17 protein-coding genes and 1 tRNA gene are annotated in these 15,275 nt (G+C 75.1%); 9 read left to right on the top strand and 9 right to left on the bottom strand.

The features are described from left to right. Nucleotides 1-17: 17 nt before the first annotated feature. Genes ACI78U_RS11175 through nth form a run of 5 tightly spaced genes read right to left on the bottom strand, consistent with a single transcriptional unit; the run spans nucleotide 18 to nucleotide 3,797 of the window. The gene (locus ACI78U_RS11175; protein ID WP_456875381.1) at nucleotides 18-1,199 is read right to left on the bottom strand and encodes a MarP family serine protease; all 1,182 of its coding nucleotides are present in this window, start codon (nucleotides 1,197-1,199) and stop codon (nucleotides 18-20) included. A 3-nt stretch (nucleotides 1,200-1,202) separates the two neighbouring features. After that, entirely contained in the window at nucleotides 1,203-1,655 is a 453-nt protein-coding gene (locus ACI78U_RS11170; RefSeq protein ID WP_456875380.1) for a plastocyanin/azurin family copper-binding protein, read from the bottom strand. Beyond that, the gene (locus tag ACI78U_RS11165) at nucleotides 1,652-2,422 is read right to left on the bottom strand and encodes an NUDIX hydrolase (protein ID WP_456875379.1); all 771 of its coding nucleotides are present in this window, start codon (nucleotides 2,420-2,422) and stop codon (nucleotides 1,652-1,654) included. The genes ACI78U_RS11170 and ACI78U_RS11165 overlap by 4 nt, the downstream gene beginning before the upstream one ends. Further along, the gene (locus tag ACI78U_RS11160) at nucleotides 2,419-3,024 is read right to left on the bottom strand and encodes a TlpA family protein disulfide reductase (RefSeq protein ID WP_456875378.1); all 606 of its coding nucleotides are present in this window, start codon (nucleotides 3,022-3,024) and stop codon (nucleotides 2,419-2,421) included. Before ACI78U_RS11160 ends, ACI78U_RS11165 begins: the two co-directional genes overlap by 4 nt. Further along, nucleotides 3,021-3,797, bottom strand: coding sequence for an endonuclease III (gene nth, locus ACI78U_RS11155; RefSeq protein WP_456875377.1), 777 nt, complete (start codon nucleotides 3,795-3,797; stop codon nucleotides 3,021-3,023). The genes ACI78U_RS11160 and nth overlap by 4 nt, the downstream gene beginning before the upstream one ends. A 93-nt stretch (nucleotides 3,798-3,890) precedes the next feature. Between nth and ACI78U_RS11150 the strand changes: the two genes are divergently transcribed. After that, nucleotides 3,891-4,130 (top strand): hypothetical protein, encoded by a 240-nt coding sequence (locus tag ACI78U_RS11150; RefSeq protein WP_456875376.1) that lies wholly within the window; start codon nucleotides 3,891-3,893, stop codon nucleotides 4,128-4,130. A gap of 141 nt (nucleotides 4,131-4,271) precedes the next feature. Beyond that, nucleotides 4,272-4,949 (top strand): Crp/Fnr family transcriptional regulator, encoded by a 678-nt coding sequence (locus tag ACI78U_RS11145; RefSeq protein WP_456875375.1) that lies wholly within the window; start codon nucleotides 4,272-4,274, stop codon nucleotides 4,947-4,949. Nucleotides 4,950-5,024: 75 nt separating this feature from the next. Here the strand turns inward: ACI78U_RS11145 and ACI78U_RS11140 are convergent, their stop codons facing one another. From ACI78U_RS11140 to ACI78U_RS11130, 3 genes are read right to left on the bottom strand one after another with little or no spacing between them, the layout of a single operon-like run. Further along, on the bottom strand, nucleotides 5,025-5,819 hold the full coding sequence (locus ACI78U_RS11140; RefSeq protein WP_456875374.1) for an NUDIX hydrolase: 795 nt from the start codon (nucleotides 5,817-5,819) through the stop codon (nucleotides 5,025-5,027). Beyond that, complete coding sequence (locus ACI78U_RS11135; protein WP_456875373.1) at nucleotides 5,816-6,301, bottom strand: RidA family protein; 486 nt, start codon at nucleotides 6,299-6,301, stop codon at nucleotides 5,816-5,818. The genes ACI78U_RS11140 and ACI78U_RS11135 overlap by 4 nt, the downstream gene beginning before the upstream one ends. Before the next feature lie 10 nt (nucleotides 6,302-6,311). Beyond that, entirely contained in the window at nucleotides 6,312-6,485 is a 174-nt protein-coding gene (locus ACI78U_RS11130) for a hypothetical protein (RefSeq protein ID WP_456875372.1), read from the bottom strand. Between the two features lie 128 nt (nucleotides 6,486-6,613). Here ACI78U_RS11130 and ACI78U_RS11125 point away from each other — a divergent pair, with 128 nt between their 5' ends. From ACI78U_RS11125 to ACI78U_RS11115, 3 genes are read left to right on the top strand one after another with little or no spacing between them, the layout of a single operon-like run. Further along, entirely contained in the window at nucleotides 6,614-7,603 is a 990-nt protein-coding gene (locus ACI78U_RS11125; protein WP_456875371.1) for an ArsA-related P-loop ATPase, read from the top strand. After that, nucleotides 7,600-8,832 carry an ArsA family ATPase gene (locus ACI78U_RS11120; RefSeq protein ID WP_456875370.1) on the top strand — a complete coding sequence of 411 codons (1,233 nt, stop codon included), beginning with the start codon at nucleotides 7,600-7,602 and terminating at the stop codon, nucleotides 8,830-8,832. The genes ACI78U_RS11125 and ACI78U_RS11120 overlap by 4 nt, the downstream gene beginning before the upstream one ends. Nucleotides 8,833-8,872: 40 nt before the next feature. Then, a complete protein-coding gene (locus ACI78U_RS11115) occupies nucleotides 8,873-11,041 on the top strand; it encodes a transglycosylase domain-containing protein (RefSeq protein WP_456875369.1) in 2,169 nt (722 codons plus the stop codon). 15 nt (nucleotides 11,042-11,056) lie between these two features. Here ACI78U_RS11115 and ACI78U_RS11110 read toward each other — a convergent pair whose 3' ends face one another. Beyond that, a complete protein-coding gene (locus ACI78U_RS11110) occupies nucleotides 11,057-11,509 on the bottom strand; it encodes a GatB/YqeY domain-containing protein (RefSeq protein WP_456875368.1) in 453 nt (150 codons plus the stop codon). A gap of 72 nt (nucleotides 11,510-11,581) precedes the next feature. On the opposite strand from ACI78U_RS11110, the gene ACI78U_RS11105 reads away from it, so the two are divergent. From ACI78U_RS11105 to ACI78U_RS11090, 4 genes are all read left to right on the top strand, one after another. Continuing rightward, on the top strand, nucleotides 11,582-12,493 hold the full coding sequence (locus tag ACI78U_RS11105) for a metallophosphoesterase (RefSeq protein WP_456875367.1): 912 nt from the start codon (nucleotides 11,582-11,584) through the stop codon (nucleotides 12,491-12,493). Nucleotides 12,494-12,543: 50 nt separating this feature from the next. After that, a tRNA-Pro gene (locus ACI78U_RS11100) sits at nucleotides 12,544-12,617 on the top strand. Nucleotides 12,618-12,710: 93 nt separating this feature from the next. Further along, nucleotides 12,711-14,063, top strand: a complete 1,353-nt coding sequence (locus ACI78U_RS11095) for a hemolysin family protein (RefSeq protein ID WP_456875366.1) — start codon at nucleotides 12,711-12,713, stop codon at nucleotides 14,061-14,063. After that, on the top strand, nucleotides 14,060-15,190 hold the full coding sequence (locus ACI78U_RS11090; RefSeq protein WP_456875365.1) for a hemolysin family protein: 1,131 nt from the start codon (nucleotides 14,060-14,062) through the stop codon (nucleotides 15,188-15,190). The genes ACI78U_RS11095 and ACI78U_RS11090 overlap by 4 nt, the downstream gene beginning before the upstream one ends. The last annotated feature ends 85 nt before the right edge of the window (nucleotides 15,191-15,275 follow it).

Here is a 15,275-nt window from a genome sequence, read left to right as displayed (position 1 = left end):
TGCTGCAGCGGGGCCCTTCATTCGCAGGGGCCGGTGTCGGCCGCAGCGGTCGCGGTGGCGCCCGCCTGGGCAGCCGCGGCCACCTGCTGCGCGGTCAGCGCGTACCCGGTGGCCGGGTCGTCGATCGCCGAGGCGAACACCACCCCGAGCACCTGGCCGGCGGGGTCGAACAGCGGCCCACCGGAGTTGCCGGCACGCACCGCGCCGCGGAGGGCGTAGACGTCCCGCTGCACGGTCCCGGTGTCGCGGAAGTCCGGGCCGCTGATCGGGAGCCGGTCGCGGACGCGGGCGGGACCGACGAACAGGGGGCCGCCGCCGGGATAGCCCATGATGATCGCGTCGTCGCCGGTGTCCGACACCTCCGCGGCGAAGCTGAGCGGCACCTGCGGCAGGTCGGGGACGGCGAGCACGGCGACGTCGAGCTGCTCGTCGACGTACACCGCCGTCGCCTCGTACTCCTCACCCTCGGCCTCGACCACGGGCTCGGCCACCCCGGCGAGCACGTGGGCGTTGGTCATCACGCGACCGGGCGCGTAGACGAAACCCGACCCGTCGATCTGCCGCGAGCACGACGGCGCGATGCCGCTGATCTTCACCACCGACCCGCTCACCTGGCCGACGACGGGGCTGCTGGCCAGCGCCTGGTCCGGTGTGTCGACCTCGCGCGCCTCGGTGGGGGTCAGCGGGTCGAGGACGTCGGGCAGCCCGCGCCGGTCGATCGCCTCCCGCAGCGAGTCGTAGACCGCCCGCACGCTGCCGGGCACCGTCTGGTCGACGGCCTGCACCAGGGCGGACTTGCGGACCTGGCCGGCCAGTTGCGGGAAGGGCGCGAGGGCCAGCGGCGTGGCCACCATCCAGGCGACCAGCAGCACGGCCACCGCCGACAGCACGGCACCCGCGACGGAGTCGAGCACCTCCGCCGGCTCCCAGGTGACCCGGCGGCGGACCGCCCGGCCGACGGCACCGGCGACCAACTGCCCGAGCAGGGCCCCGGCGAGGACGACGACGAGCGCGGCGAACACGCGGGTGACCGGTGTGCTGTCCAGCCGGTCGGCGACGGGCCCGGACAGCTGGGCGCCGAGCACCGCGCCGCCGAGGAAGCCGAGGAAGGACGTGGCCGAGACCAGCAGGCCCTGCCGGAAACCGGAGTAGGCGAAGACGAGCGCGAGCCCGATGAGGACGACGTCCACCAGCGACATGGCTCAGCCGCGCACCGTCATGACGCCGACCTGGCCGAGCTGGATGTGGAAGGTGCAGTCGAACGGGTGGTCGCCGGGTGCGGTCACCTCGAACTCGATGGTCTCGCTCTCCCCCGGCGCGAGCAGCGGGATCTCCTCGGTGATCTCCTCCGGACCGGCGCCGGGGCGGAACCGCAGGTTGTGGGTCATCTGCTCCGCGGTGCTGGTGAGGGTCAGCCGCACCCGCCCGGGGTCGACGGTGAACGTCTCGGGCACGAACACGTAGTCGTCGGGGGTCTCGATGGTGACCTCCTGGACGCCGTCCTCGGCCACGGTCACCCGGCCCAGCGACGGGTCGGTCGACGGCGCCGCCGCGGCCCCGTCGTCGTCGCCGGAGCCGCAGCCGGCCAGCGTCCCGGCCGCCAGCACCGCACCGGTCAGCGCCACCGGGAGGCGGCGCGTCCACATCGCGCTCATCGCCGCGGAACCGTACGCGCCGCGGGGGCGCCCGGGGCGCCGTCGGCGACCGTCGGCGCGGCGGCGTCCTCGGCGCCGCCCTCGCCGAGGGAGCCCGGGACCGCAGCCGGCCGCACCCCGGCGGAGGCCAGCGGCCGCACGTCGCGGGCGTTCCACGGCCGGGCGAGGCCCGCGGCCTCGAGCAGCGCGTCGAGCAGGCCTGCGGTGAAGCCCCACACGACCATCCCGGCGACGCCGAACGCCGGGCCGACGTAGCCGGCCGGGTGGCGGACGCGGAACCGGTTCACGGGGTCGGTGAGGTCGGCCAGCGGCACCCGGGCCACCCGCGCCACCTCCGCCGGGTCGCCGACCGCGACGTCGGCGGGGTCGTCCCACCAGGCCACCACGGGGACGACGAGGTTGTCCGACGGGCCGAGGAACAGCTCGGGCAGCGTCGCGAGCACGCGCACGCCGGCCGGGTCGACGCCGGCCTCCTCGTGCGCCTCCCGCAGCGCCGTCGCCACCGGGTAGTCCTCGCCGGGGTCGGCGCCGCCCCCGGGGAACGCCGGCTGGCCGGCGTGGGTGCGCAGCCGGGCGGACTTCTCGATGAGCAGGACGTCGGCGCCGCGCGGGCCCTCGCCGAAGAGGACCAGCACCGCCGAGCGGCGGGCGGTGTCGCTGGGAGCACCCAGCCGGTGCCGCAGCGGCAGGTCGGCGGAGGCGGTCAGCAGCCGCTGCAGGTACTCGGGCAGGTCGGCGGTGTCGACGCCGGGCAGCACGCCGGTCACAGCTGCACCCCGAGGTGCTCGGCGACCAGCGCGCGCAGCTCGTCGACCGAGGCCACCGGGCCGACCTTGGTGTGCACGAGCGCGCCGTCGGCGTCGACGAAGTAGGTGAACGGCAGGACGTTGAGCCCGAGGGCGTCCATCAGCGCACCGTCGCCGTCGAAGGCGCTGGGGAAGGTGACGCCGGCGTCGGTGGCGAAGGAGTCGGCCTGCGGCACGCCGTCCTTGCTGATGACGCCGACCACGGCGACCCGGCCGGCGGCGGTGTCGGCGAGGTCCTGCACCAGCGGGAGCTCCTCGCGGCAGGGGGTGCACCAGCTCGCCCACAGGTTGACCACGGTGGGCACGCCCGGGGCGCGGCCGAGGTCGAGGGTGCCCCCGCCCGGGCAGGGCAGCTCCACCGCGGGCAGGGTCGCCGCCCCGCGCGCCGGCGCGTCGGGCTGCTCGGCACAGGCCTGCAGCGGCGCGCTCCAGGTCGGGGAGGCGGCCGGGGGCTGCCCCGCGTCGGCGTCCTCCGCCGCCGTGCACGCCGACAGGGTGGCGGCCAGCCCGAGCAGGAGAGCGGCCGCCCGCCGTGCCGCGCTCCCCCGGGACCCGGCGCTCACTCGGTGTCCGACGCCGCGGGCGTCTTGACCAGCTTCACGGCGGCCTCGGGGTCCGTGGGGCCGATGCCGTAGGACGGGCACCAGCGGGCCAGCTCGCACGCGCCGCAGGCGGCCTTCTTGGCGTGGCAGACCCGGCGGCCGTGGAAGATCACGCGGTGGCTGAACATGGTCCAGTCGCGCCTGGGGACCAGCTCGGCGACCTCGGCCTCGACCTTGACCGGGTCCTCCTCGGCGGTCCACCCGAAGCGGCGGACCAGCCGGCCGAAGTGGGTGTCGACGGTGAGCCCGGGGACGTCGAAGGCGTTGCCCAGGACGACGTTCGCCGTCTTGCGGCCGACCCCGGGCAGCGTGACGAGGTCGGCCATCCGGCCGGGCACCTCGCCGTCGAACCGCTCGACCAGGGCCTGCGCGAGCCCCAGCACGGAGTTGGCCTTGGCGCGGAAGAAGCCGGTGGGCTTGAGGATCTCCTCGAGGTGGGCCCGGTCGGCACCGGCCAGCGCCACGGCGTCGGGATACGTGGCGAAGAGCGCGGGGGTGACCTTGTTCACCGTCTTGTCGGTGGTCTGCGCCGAGAGCACCGTGGCCACGAGCAGCTCGAAGGCGTTGGTGAAGTCGAGCTCGCAGTGCGCGTGGGGGTGGAGGACGGCCAGCTCACGGGCCATGCGGCGGGCACGGCGGGTGCGGGCCAGCGGCGTCTCGTCCGGGTCGAACGGAGAGGCCGGGCGGGCGGGAGCGCGGCGCCGCGAGGGGCGCGCGTAGGCCGGCGTGGACACGCGGTCGAGGGTATGCGTCACCGGCGACAGCACCGGGGCCGTGCCACCATGACGGTAGAGGCCCGCCGGCAGCGACGGAAACCAGGAGGTGACGTGGTCGCGCTCATCGTCATCCTCTTCCCGCCGATGGTCATCGCCTTCCTGCTCGTCATGGAGCGCGTCGAGGAGCCCCTGCGCCGGCCGACGTCGCCGCGCGAGGTGGCCGAGTTCCTCCAGTCGGCCACCCCGGGCGAGGTCGACACGCTGGCCGCCTCGGGCATCCGCCGGGCCATGGCGCGGTGGCGCCGCCGGCGCCGCTCGCGGGTGCAGCGGAGCACCGAACCGATCGTCTGAGCGAGGACCACCACCTCACCAGTCCGGGGGTGCCCTCCCGTACCGATCGGGTGACGGCGGGCACAGCCGCCTAGACTCCCTACGGATGCGGGCGGCTCCGTCCGCAGGGAGACGCGACGCGAACGGTGGGTGGAGAGACACGTGGTGGACGAGGTGCTGGCCCAGTCCGGGCTCTTCCAGGGGCTCTCGGAGGAGGCCGTCGACCCGGTCGCCAGCCGTCTGGAGACGATCACCCTCCCGCGGGGCCGGGTCGTGTTCAACGAGGGTGAGCCCGGCGACAGCCTGTACATCGTCCTGACCGGGAAGATCAAGCTGTCCCGCCGCTCCCCCGACGGCCGCGAGAACGTCCTCGCCGTCATGGGGCCCTCCGACCAGTTCGGCGAGCTGTCGGTGTTCGACCCCGGCCCGCGCACGGCGACCGCCACCGCGGTCACCGACGTCAAGCTGGCGAAGATGCCCCAGTCGGTGCTGCGCCCGTGGATCGAGGCGCACCCGGAGGTCGGCGAGCGGCTGCTGCACGTGCTGGCCCGCCGGCTGCGGCGCACCAACGACTCCGTCGCCGACCTGATCTTCACCGACGTCCCGGGCCGCGTCGCGAAGGCGCTGCTGCAGATGGCCGACCGCTTCGGCAGCCGCGAGACCGACGGCCTGCGGGTCAAGCACGACCTCACGCAGGAGGAGCTGGCCCAGCTCGTGGGCGCTTCCCGCGAGACGGTGAACAAGGCGCTGGCCGACTTCGTGCACCGCGGCTGGATCCAGCTGCAGGGCAAGTCGGTCGTCGTCCTCGACGAGGACCGACTCCGCCGCCGCGCGCGCTGATCGACTCGACGCGAGAGGCCCAGGACCCGTCGGGTCCTGGGCCTCTGGCACCTGGTGGCGGTGTGACCCGGAGGGTCACGAAGGGAGGGGCACCACGAGGCCGATGCGGGTGCCGTCGGGGAGCTCGGCGTAGCGGCCCTCGGGGGTCGTCCGCAGCTCCGGCATGATCGGCGTCAGCGGCTCCGGCGGGCTGCCGGCCAGCGCCGAGGCCACGTCGGGGAAGGCCGTCAGCTGGCCGAGCGTGTGGATGGTCGGCGGCAGCATCGGCCGCGCGCCCGTGCGCATCTCGGCGAGCGCGGCGTCCGGCGTCAGCCAGCTGGCCTCGTCGGCCTCCCCGGAGACGTCGCGGGCCTCCTGCCCGGCGGGCAGGGCCGCGGCGAAGAACCGGGTGTCGTAACGCCGGGTCTCCTGGGGCGGGGTCACCCAGTGCGCGAAGGGCCGCAGCAGGTCCGCCCGCAGCGCCAGGCCGCGGCGGGCGAGCAGCTCGGCCAGGGACAGCTCCCGGGTGAGCAGCGCCTGCCGCTCGGCCTCCCAGTCGTCGCCGGAGACGTCCGGGACGACGTCGCGGCCGTCGAGCGACCCGGCCAGCAGCACGCCGGCCTCCTCGAACGTCTCCCGGACCGCGGCGCACACCAGCTCCCGGGCGACCCGCTCGTCGCACCCCAGCGACGCCGCCCACTCCGCCGGCGGGGGTCCGGCCCACGCGACGTCGGTGTCGCCGTCGCGGGGGTCGACCCCGCCGCCGGGGTAGGCGGTCATCCCCCCGGCGAACGGCATCCCGCGGGTGCGCCGCAGCAGGTGGACCTCGAGGCCCGCCGCGCCGTCGCGCAGCAGCAGGACCGTGGCCGCCGGGCGGATCTCCGCCGTCATCCCCTCAGCTCGACGGTCAGCTCGACCTCCACCGGCGCGCCCAGCGGCAGCTCGGCGACGCCCACGGCGCTGCGGGCGTGCTGGCCGGCGTCGCCGAAGATCTTGCCCAGCAGCTCGCTGGCGCCGTTGACCACCCGCGGCTGGCCGCTGAAGCCCTCGGCGCTGGCCACGTAGCCGACCACCCGCACCACACGGGCGACCTGGTCGAGGCCGACGAGCCCGTCGACGGCGGCCAGCGCGTTCAGCGCGCACAGCTTGGCGTCGGCGGCGGCGTCCTCGGGGTCGACCGAGCCGCCGACCTTGCCGGTGCGCCGCAGCCCGCCGTCGACGAAGGGCAGCTGGCCGCTGGTGAACACCAGCTGCCCGGAGCGCACGGCCGGCACGTAGGAGGCGACCGGCGCAGCGACCGGGGGCAGCCGGATGCCCAGCTGGGCCAGCCGGGCGTGCCAGCTCTGGGTCCGGGGGTCCTGGGCGGAGGTCATCGCGGGCGCCTCAGCCGATCGGGCGCTTGAGGTAGGCGACCGGCTGGTCGGACCCCGCCGGGCCGGGCAGCACCGTCACGAGCTCCCACCCGTCGGTGCCCCACGAGTCGAGGATCGCCTTGGTGTTGTGGATCAGCAGCGGGATGGTGGCGTACTCCCACCTGCGGCGGGCCGGTTCGCTCATGGGCCACGACGCTAGCGCAGGACCACGGCCCCGTCCCGGCCCCCGCCTCGGCCCCTCCTGCAGGGCCCCGCCGTGCGCTCGGGGAGGGTGGGGAGCAGGAGGGCCCTCCGACTCCTAGGCTGGGCCGGGTGAGCCCCGACCTGCCCGTGCGCTGCCACTTCGTGACCGGGAAGGGCGGCACCGGCAAGACCACGGTCGCCGCGGCCCTGGCCCTGGCCCTGGCCGCCGAGGGGCACACCGTCCTGCTGGTCGAGTGCGAGGGCCGCCAGGGCATCGCGCAGCTCTTCGACACCCCGCCGCTGCCCTACGAGGAGCGCCGGGTGGCCGTCACCCGCGGCGGCGGGGAGGTGCGGGCCCTCGCGATCGACGTCGAGGAGGCCCTGCTCGAGTACCTCGAGATGTTCTACAACCTCCGCCGCGCCGGCCGGGCGCTGCGGAAGATGGGCGCGGTCGACTTCGCGACCACGATCGCCCCCGGCCTGCGCGACGTCCTCATCACCGGGAAGGTCAAGGAGGCGGTCACCCGCCGCAAGGACGGCCGTCGCGTGTACGACGCCGTCGTCGTCGACGCCCCGCCCACCGGGCGGATCACCCGCTTCCTCAACGTCACCAGCGAGATGGCCGGCCTCGCCCGCTCCGGCCCGATCAAGACCCAGAGCGACGGCGTCATGGCGGTGCTGCGCTCCCCGCAGACGGCGGTGCACCTGGTCACCCTGCTCGAGGACATGCCGGTGCAGGAGACCGCCGACGCCATCGCCGAGCTGACCGCGGTCGGCCTGCCGGTCGGGACGGTGATCGTCAACATGGCCACCGAGCCGGCGCTCCCGGCCGACGACCTCCGCTGCGCCGCCGAGGGCCGGCTCACCGGCTCCGACCTCGCGCCGGGCCTGACGGCGGCGGGCCTGCCCCAGGACGGCGAGCTGGCCGACGCGCTGGCCGCGGAGGTCGTCGAGCACGCCCAGCGCTGGGCCGCCCAGGACGCGCTGCGCGCCCGCGTGGAGTCCCTGGGCCGCCCGACGGTGGAGCTGCCGCTGCTGCCCGGGCCGATGGACCTCGGCTGCCTGTTCGAGCTGGCCGGCCGGCTCGAGGACGCCCTCGCCGCGGAGGTGGCGGCGTGAGCGCGGCCGCCGCCGACGACGCCGCCCGCCCGGGCCGCGCGGCCGGCTCGCCCCGGCAGGCACCGTCCATGGACCTCGCCGCGCTCATCACCGACCCCGCGACCCGCATCGTGGTCTGCTGCGGCTCCGGCGGGGTGGGCAAGACGACGACGTCGGCCGCGCTCGCGCTGGCCGCCGCGGAGGCCGGCCGCCGGGTCGTCGTCCTGACCATCGACCCCGCGCGCCGGCTGGCCCAGTCGCTGGGCCTCGAGGAGCTCGACAACGAGCCGCGGCGGGTCGAGGTCCCGGGGATCCCCGGCGACCTCAACGCGATGATGCTGGACATGAAGCGCACGTTCGACGACATCGTCGTGGCGCACTCGACCCCCGAGCGGGCCGAGCAGATCCTGGCCAACCCCTTCTACCAGACCCTCTCCTCGTCCTTCGCCGGCACGCAGGAGTACATGGCGATGGAGAAGCTGGGCCAGCTGCGGGCGGCCGACACGTGGGACCTCATCGTCGTCGACACGCCCCCGTCGCGGTCGGCACTGGACTTCCTCGACGCCCCCAACCGGATGAGCCGCTTCCTCGACGGCACGATGATCCGGCTGCTCATGGCGCCCAGCCGGGCCGGGTTCCGGTTCGCCAGCGCCGGCTTCCTGTTCTTCAGCCGGATCATCAGCAAGGTCCTCGGCGGCCAGCTGCTCCGCGACATCTCCGCGTTCGTGTCCGCCCTGGACACCATGTTCGGCGGGTTCCGCGAGCGGGCCACCGCCACCTACGAGCTGCTGCACCGGCCGGGTACGTGGTTCGTCGTCGTCGCCACCCCCGAGCCCGACGCGCTGCGCGAGGCCTCCTACTTCGTCGACCGGCTCTCCGCCGAGGGCATGCCGCTGGCCGGCCTGGTGCTCAACCGGACCCACCCGCCGGCGAGCACCCGGCTGTCGGCCACCCGCGCCGAGGCCGCCGCCGAGGCGGTCGGTGACGGCGACGGCGCCCCCGCCGCCCTCGTCGCCGGGGCGCTCCGGGTGCACGCCGAGCGGATGGCGCTGGCCACGCGCGAGCAGCGACTGGCCGACCGGTTCACCAGCGCCCACCCCGAGGTGGGCATGCGGGCGGTGCCGGCCGCTGCCGGCGACGTCCACGACATCGAGGGGCTGCGGGCGATGGCCGAGGCGCTGACCGGCCCCGACGACGACACGCCGACCGGCGTGCCCCGCACCCGGGTGCTGCCCGCGCGCCGCAGCTGAGGGAGCGCCACGGGGGGTCACGCACCGTACATTGGCGGTGATGTCTGCTGCCTCCCGCGCCAGGGTCCTGGCCAAGCTCGCCGCGATGATCGTCGTGGCCGGCGCGCTCGTCGCCGGCATGTTGCTGCCCGTGGTCGGAGGCGCGGGAGTGGCGGCGCGCAACTCGGCGTCGCTGCTCGACGCGTTGCCGGTGGAGCTCACCGACGCCACCCCCGCGGGCAACTCCCGGGTGCTGGCGGCCGACGGCTCGCTGATCACGAACTTCTACACCAACAACCGCACGGTGGTGACCTCCGACGAGATCTCGGAGGTCATGAAGCAGGCGCTGGTCGCCATCGAGGACTCGCGCTTCTACGACCACAACGGCCTCGACGTGCAGGGCACGCTGCGCGCCGCGGTGACCAACCTGTCGGCCGGGTCGGTGCAGGAGGGCGGCTCGACGATCACCCAGCAGCTGGTCAAGCAGACCCTGCTGGAGACCGCCGACACCCCGGAGGAGCGGACGGCGGCCACCGAGCAGGACGGCGTCGAGGGCCTGTCCCGCAAGCTGCGCGAGGCCCGGCTGGCCCTCGCCCTGGAGGAGACCTACTCCAAGGACGACATCCTGACCCGCTACCTCAACATCGTGTACTTCGGGCGCGGCGCCTACGGCATCCAGGCCGCCGCCCAGCGCTACTTCAGCGTCAACGCGATCGACCTGACCCTCCCCCAGGCCGCGATGCTGGCCGGGCTGGTGCAGAGCCCGGCCAACGACGACCCGATCACCAACCCGGAGAACGGCCAGACGCGGCGCAACCAGGTGCTGCAGCGGATGTTCGACCTCGGCCTGATCAGCGAGGCCGAGCTGACCGAGATCTCCGCCCAGCCGGTGCAGGTGGCCGAGGGCCTCAGCCCGCCCAACGGCTGCATCGACGCCGTCGTCGGCGGCTTCTTCTGCTCCTACATGCAGGGCTACCTGACCGGCGTCCTCGGCATCACCCAGGAGCAGCTGGACAACGGCGGGCTGACCATCCAGACGACGCTGGACCCGCAGCTGCAGACCCTCGGCGACCAGGCCGTCCTCAACACCCTGCCGATGGGCGCCGAGCTGGCCGGCGTGTTCACCGCCGTCAAGCCGGGCACCGGCGACGTGCTGGCGATGAGCGTCAACCGGCGCTTCGGCTGCTCGGACCCCGACTGCGAGTCCGTCGTGCTCCACGCGGCGGCCAGCAAGGGCGCCGGCTCGACCTACAAGACGTTCACCGCCGCGGCAGCACTCGAAGCGGGCATCGGGGCCGGCACCGTGATCACCACGCCGGGCAACCAGTACACGTCCCGCGTCTTCCGCGGCCCCTCCTGCGGGGGCGACCGCGAGCAGTCCGACGGGATGTACTGCGTCCGCAACGTCGGCAACTACCCCGACACGCTCGACATGGTGGGGGCGCTCGTCCGCTCCTCCAACACCTACTTCCTCGCGCTGGAGGACCGCCTCGGCAGCGTGGAGGGCCCGGTGCGCATGGCCGAGCGGATGGGCATGACCTTCGACCAGCCCACGCAGAACTCCGCCGACACGATCATCGACGGCGAGTTCGGGTCGTTCACCCTGGGCGCGGAGGCCACCAGCCCGCTGGACCTGGCCAACGCCTACGCCACCCTGGGCGCCCAGGGCACGATGTGCCGGCCGATGCCGCTGGTGCAGGTCCTCGACCGCAACGGCCAGCCCCTCACCGGCGACGACGGCCAGCCCCTCGTCACGGACGACAACTGCACCCCGGAGTCGATCCCGCCCAACATCGCCAACACGCTGGCCACCATCCTCGTCGGTGACACCGCCCTGCCGGAGGGCACCGGCACCCGGGCGGCGATCCCCGGGCACGTGATCGCCGGCAAGACCGGTACCGCCCAGGGCCGCGACTCGGTGGCCTTCGTCGGGGTCATGCCCGAGTACGCCGGCAGCGTCATGGTCTTCAACCCCAAGACCAAGCAGGACGTCGGCGGCTACGGCGGCAACATGCCGGCGACCATCTGGCGGGACGCCTTCGCGCCCTACCTCGCCGACAAGCCCACGTCGGCCTTCCCGCCGGCCGACCCGGCACTGATGGGTGGCGGCCCGGCTCCCGGCCCGCCCGGTGGCGGCGGCAACGGCGGCGGCAACGACGGTGGCAACGGCGGTGGAGGAGACGGCGGCCGGGGCGGCTGGAACGGCGGCGGCGGGCGGAACGGCGGCTAGACGAGAGCGCGCGGCTCATCCCAGCTGACGGCGGACCTCCGCGGCGACGCGGCCGCCCTCGGCCCGGCCGGCGGCGGCCGCGTTGGCCGCGCCCATGACCCGGCCCATGTCCTTCATGCCGGTGGCGCCGGTGCGGGTGATCGCGTCGGCCACCAGCGCGGCGAGGTCGGCGTCGTCGAGCTGCGCGGGCAGGTAGTCGGCCACGACCTCGCCCTCGGCGCGCTCGCGGCCGGCCTGCTCGCCGCGGCCGGCGGCGTCGAACGCCTCGGCCGCCTCGCGGCGCCGCTTGGCCTCCCGCCGCAGCACCCCGAGCACCTCGTCGTCGGACAGCTCGCGGGCCTCCTTGCCGGCGACCTCCTCCGCGCTCACCGCCGCGAGCACCATCCGCAGCGTCGCGGTGCGCAGTTCGTCGCGCGACTTCATGGCGGAGGTCAGGTCGGCGCGCAGGCGATCCTTGAGGTCGGACACGCCTCCCAGCCTGGCACGACGCCGCAAGCACGCCCGCGCCGGCGGCAGGGCCGGCCCGTAGGCTCGGGCACCGTGCGCTGGTACACCGCCCTGCCCACGGCCGCCGTCGCCACCGGCACCGCGACCGTGGCCTACGCCTCGCTGTACGAGCGCACCCGCTGGACCCTGCGCCGCTTCGACGTCCCCGTCCTCGCCCCGGGCTCGGCGCCGCTGACCGTGCTGCACCTGTCGGACCTGCACATGACCGCCGGGCAGCGCTCCAAGCAGGACTGGGTGGCCGCGCTCGACGGGCTCGAGCCCGACCTGGTGGTCGACACCGGCGACAACCTCGCCGGCACCGACGCCGTCCCCGCCGTGCTGCGCTCGCTGGACCCGCTGCTGGACCGCGCGGGCGTCTTCGTCACCTCGTCCAACGACTACTACGCCCCGCGACCGAAGAACCCGGTGAGCTACCTCACCCGAAGCGAGAAGCGGGTGCACGGCGGCGAGCTGCCCTGGCGCGACATGCGCGACGCGTTCACCGCCCGCGGCTGGCTGGACCTCACCAACGCCCGCGGCGAGCTCACCGTCGCCGGCCGGCGGCTGTCCTTCGCCGGCCTCGACGACCCCCACCTGCAGCGGGACCGCTACGACGAGGTCGCCGGGCGCGCCGACCCCACCGCCGACCTGCGGATCGGCGTCGTGCACTCCCCCGAGCCCCGGGTGCTCGACCGGTTCGTCGCCGACGGCTACGACCTGCTGCTGTGCGGCCACACGCACGGCGGCCAGTTGCGGGTGCCCTTCTACGGCGCGCTGGTGACCAACTGCGGCATCGACCGCGAGCGCGCCCGCTGGCTGCACCGGTGGGCCGGACCGTCGCCGGAGCGGCCCGCCGGCACCTGGCTGCACGTCTCCGCCGGCCTGGGCACCAGCCCGTTCGCGCCGGCCCGCTTCGCCTGCCCGCCGGAGGCGACGCTGCTCACGCTGACCGCGCGACCCGCATGACCCGGCGCCGGGCCGGCTCCGCGGCTCGGTTACAGTGGTCGAGGCACACCCGGGGTGTGGCGCAGCTTGGTAGCGCGCGTCGTTCGGGACGACGAGGCCGCAGGTTCAAATCCTGTCACCCCGACCCACCGCTCAGGGGCCGCCGGAAGGCGGCCCCTGAGCGCGTTCCGGGCCCGTTCCGGTTGGACTCCCCCCGGGACGGGCACCGAGGAGCCCGATGACCGAGTGGTTGCTCCTCCTCGCCGCCGTGGTGCTCACGGCCTGCACCGGCTTCTTCGTCGCGGCCGAGTTCTCCCTGACGACGGTCGACCGCGGCCGCGTCGAGGACGCTGCCCGCGCCGGCGACGCGGGTGCGGGCAGCGTCGTGGCCGCGCTGCGGTCGCTGTCGACCCAGCTGTCCGCGGCCCAGCTGGGCATCACGCTGACCACGCTGGTCGTCGGCTACCTGGCCGAGCCCGCCATCGGCCAGCTGCTGCACGGCCCGCTGGAGGCCCTGGGCCTGTCCGCGGGGGCGGCCACGGGCGTCTCCTACGGCCTCGCGCTGGCCCTGGCGACGACGCTGCAGATGCTGCTGGGCGAGCTCGGGCCCAAGAACCTCGCCATCGCCAACCCGCTCGGGGTGGCCCGCTGGGTGGCGCCGGGGATGCGCGCGTTCACCGCCGTGTTCGGCGTCGTCGTCCGGTCCCTGCAGCGGCTGGCCAACGCCATCGTGCGGCGGCTGGGCTTCGAGCCGAAGGAGGAGCTGGACTCCGCGCGCGGCGCCGAGGAGCTGGCCTCCGTCGCCCGCCGCTCGGCCGCCGAGGGCGACCTCTCCCCCGTCGCGGCCCGGCTGCTCGAGCGGTCGCTGGGCCTGCGCGCCAAGTACGCCACCGACGTCATGACCCCGCGGACCCGGCTGTGGACGCTGCGGGCCAGCGCGACCGCCGCCGACGTGATCACCGCGGCCACCGAGTCGGGCAACTCGCGTTTCCCCGTCTACGGCTCCGACCTCGACGAGGTCACCGGCGTCGTGCACGTCAAGCGGGCGGTCGCCGTGCCGGAGGCCGAGCGCACCCGGCGCACCGCCGCGGAGCTGGCCGACCCGGTGCTGGCGGTGCCGTCGTCGCTGCGGCTGGAGCGGCTGCTGGACCTGCTGCGCGAGCAGGGCCTGCAGATCGCCCTGGTCGTCGACGAGTGGGGCGCCACCCACGGCGTGGTGACGCTCGAGGACATCGTCGAGGAGCTGGTCGGCGAGATCACCGACGAGACCGACCGCCCGCTGCGGACGCTGCGCCGCCTGGGGGAGAACCAGTGGGTGGTGTCGGGGCTGCTGCGGCCCGACGAGGTGCTCGAGCGCACCGGGGTCGCGGTGCCCGAGGGCCGGTACGAGACGCTGTCGGGGTTCCTCGCCGAGCGGCTGCAGCGGCTCCCCGAGGTGGGCGACACCGTCGAGCTGGAGGGCGCCCGGCTGACCGTGGAGTCCCTCGACGGCCGGCGGGTCGCGCGGGTGCGGGCCGAGCGGACGGTCGTCCTGCCGGCCGGCGCGACCGCGTCGGCCCGGCAGCGCGCCGAGCGGGCGGTGGCGGCATGAGCGACGCCGTCAGCCTGCTGGTCCTGGTCGCCCTGCTGCTGGGCAACGCGTTCTTCGTCGCCGCGGAGTTCGCGCTGGTGTCGGCCCGGGTCGACCAGATCGAGCCGCGCGCGGAGGCGGGCTCCCCGCGGGCGGCGAAGACGCTGGCCGCGATGCGCAACGTCTCGCAGAACATGGCCGGCGCGCAGCTGGGCATCACGCTGTGCTCGCTGGGCCTGGGCGCCGTCGGCGAGCCCGCCGTCGCCCACCTCATCGAGGCACCGCTGCACGCCCTCCACGTCCCCGACGCGCTGCTGCACCCGATCGCGCTGGTCATCGCGCTGTCGCTGGTGACGGTGCTGCACATGGTGCTCGGGGAGATGGTGCCCAAGAACATCACCATCGCCGGGCCCGACCGCGCGGCGATCGTGCTGGGCCCCGCGCTGGCCGCCTTCACCCGGCTGCTCAAGCCGGTCATCTGGTTCTTCAACACCACGGCCAACGTGTTCGTGCGGCTGTTCGGCGCCACCCCGACCGACGAGGTGGCGGCCAGCTTCGACGAGGCCGAGATCCGGTCGATGATCACCCAGTCGCGGCGGGAGGGGCTGCTGGGCACCGAGGTCAGCGAGCTGGCCGCCGGGGCGCTGCAGTTCGAGCAGCACACGGTCGAGGACGTGCTGCTGCCGATGGACACCGTGGTCACCGTGCCGCGCTCGGTCACGCCGCGGCAGCTGGAGGCCGTCGTCGCCGAGCACGGGTTCAGCCGCTACCCGGTCACCGGCGGGGACGGCGCCCTGCTGGGCTTCGTGCACGTCAAGGACGCCCTGCGCATCGCCGGCGGCGACCGCGACCGGCCGGTGCCCGACGAGCTCCTGACGCCGCTGGTACCCATCACGCCGGGCACGAAGCTGCCCGAGGTGCTCTCGGAGATGCGCGCGCAGGGCGCCCACCTGGGCGGCGTGGTGGCCGCCGACGGCGGGGAGCGGCGCACCGTCGGCCTCGTGGCGCTCGAGGACGTGCTCGAGCTGCTCATCGGCGACGTCCGCGACGCCGCCGCCGAGCACACCCGCGCGATGGCCGACCGGGCCACCCGCGGCGGCCGGAACCGCAGCGAGTACCCGGCCGGTGCCGGCGCCGGAGGCCGCTGACCGCAGGTCCCGCCGCCCCTCCCGGGGCGCGGGCACAGGTCCCACGTCGCATCATCGGGGTGACGGACGCCACACCGACGAGGGG

Source organism: Geodermatophilus sp. SYSU D00710, assembly GCF_054050195.1.
Note: the sequence above shows the minus strand (reverse complement) of the source record. Positions and strands in the feature narration are given on the sequence as shown.

What these genes read in the sequence shown, in the direction of transcription:
- ACI78U_RS11130 (WP_456875372.1), bottom strand. Translation starts at nt 6,485, where the DNA reads ATGAGCGAACCGGCCCGCCGCAGGTGGGAGTACGCCACCATCCCGCTG.
- ACI78U_RS11170 (WP_456875380.1), bottom strand. Translation starts at nt 1,655, where the DNA reads ATGAGCGCGATGTGGACGCGCCGCCTCCCGGTGGCGCTGACCGGTGCG.
- ACI78U_RS11175 (WP_456875381.1), bottom strand. Translation starts at nt 1,199, where the DNA reads ATGTCGCTGGTGGACGTCGTCCTCATCGGGCTCGCGCTCGTCTTCGCC.
- ACI78U_RS11095 (WP_456875366.1), top strand. Translation starts at nt 12,711, where the DNA reads ATGACCGAGTGGTTGCTCCTCCTCGCCGCCGTGGTGCTCACGGCCTGC.
- ACI78U_RS11140 (WP_456875374.1), bottom strand. Translation starts at nt 5,819, where the DNA reads ATGACGGCGGAGATCCGCCCGGCGGCCACGGTCCTGCTGCTGCGCGAC.
- ACI78U_RS11115 (WP_456875369.1), top strand. Translation starts at nt 8,873, where the DNA reads ATGTCTGCTGCCTCCCGCGCCAGGGTCCTGGCCAAGCTCGCCGCGATG.
- ACI78U_RS11090 (WP_456875365.1), top strand. Translation starts at nt 14,060, where the DNA reads ATGAGCGACGCCGTCAGCCTGCTGGTCCTGGTCGCCCTGCTGCTGGGC.
- ACI78U_RS11135 (WP_456875373.1), bottom strand. Translation starts at nt 6,301, where the DNA reads ATGACCTCCGCCCAGGACCCCCGGACCCAGAGCTGGCACGCCCGGCTG.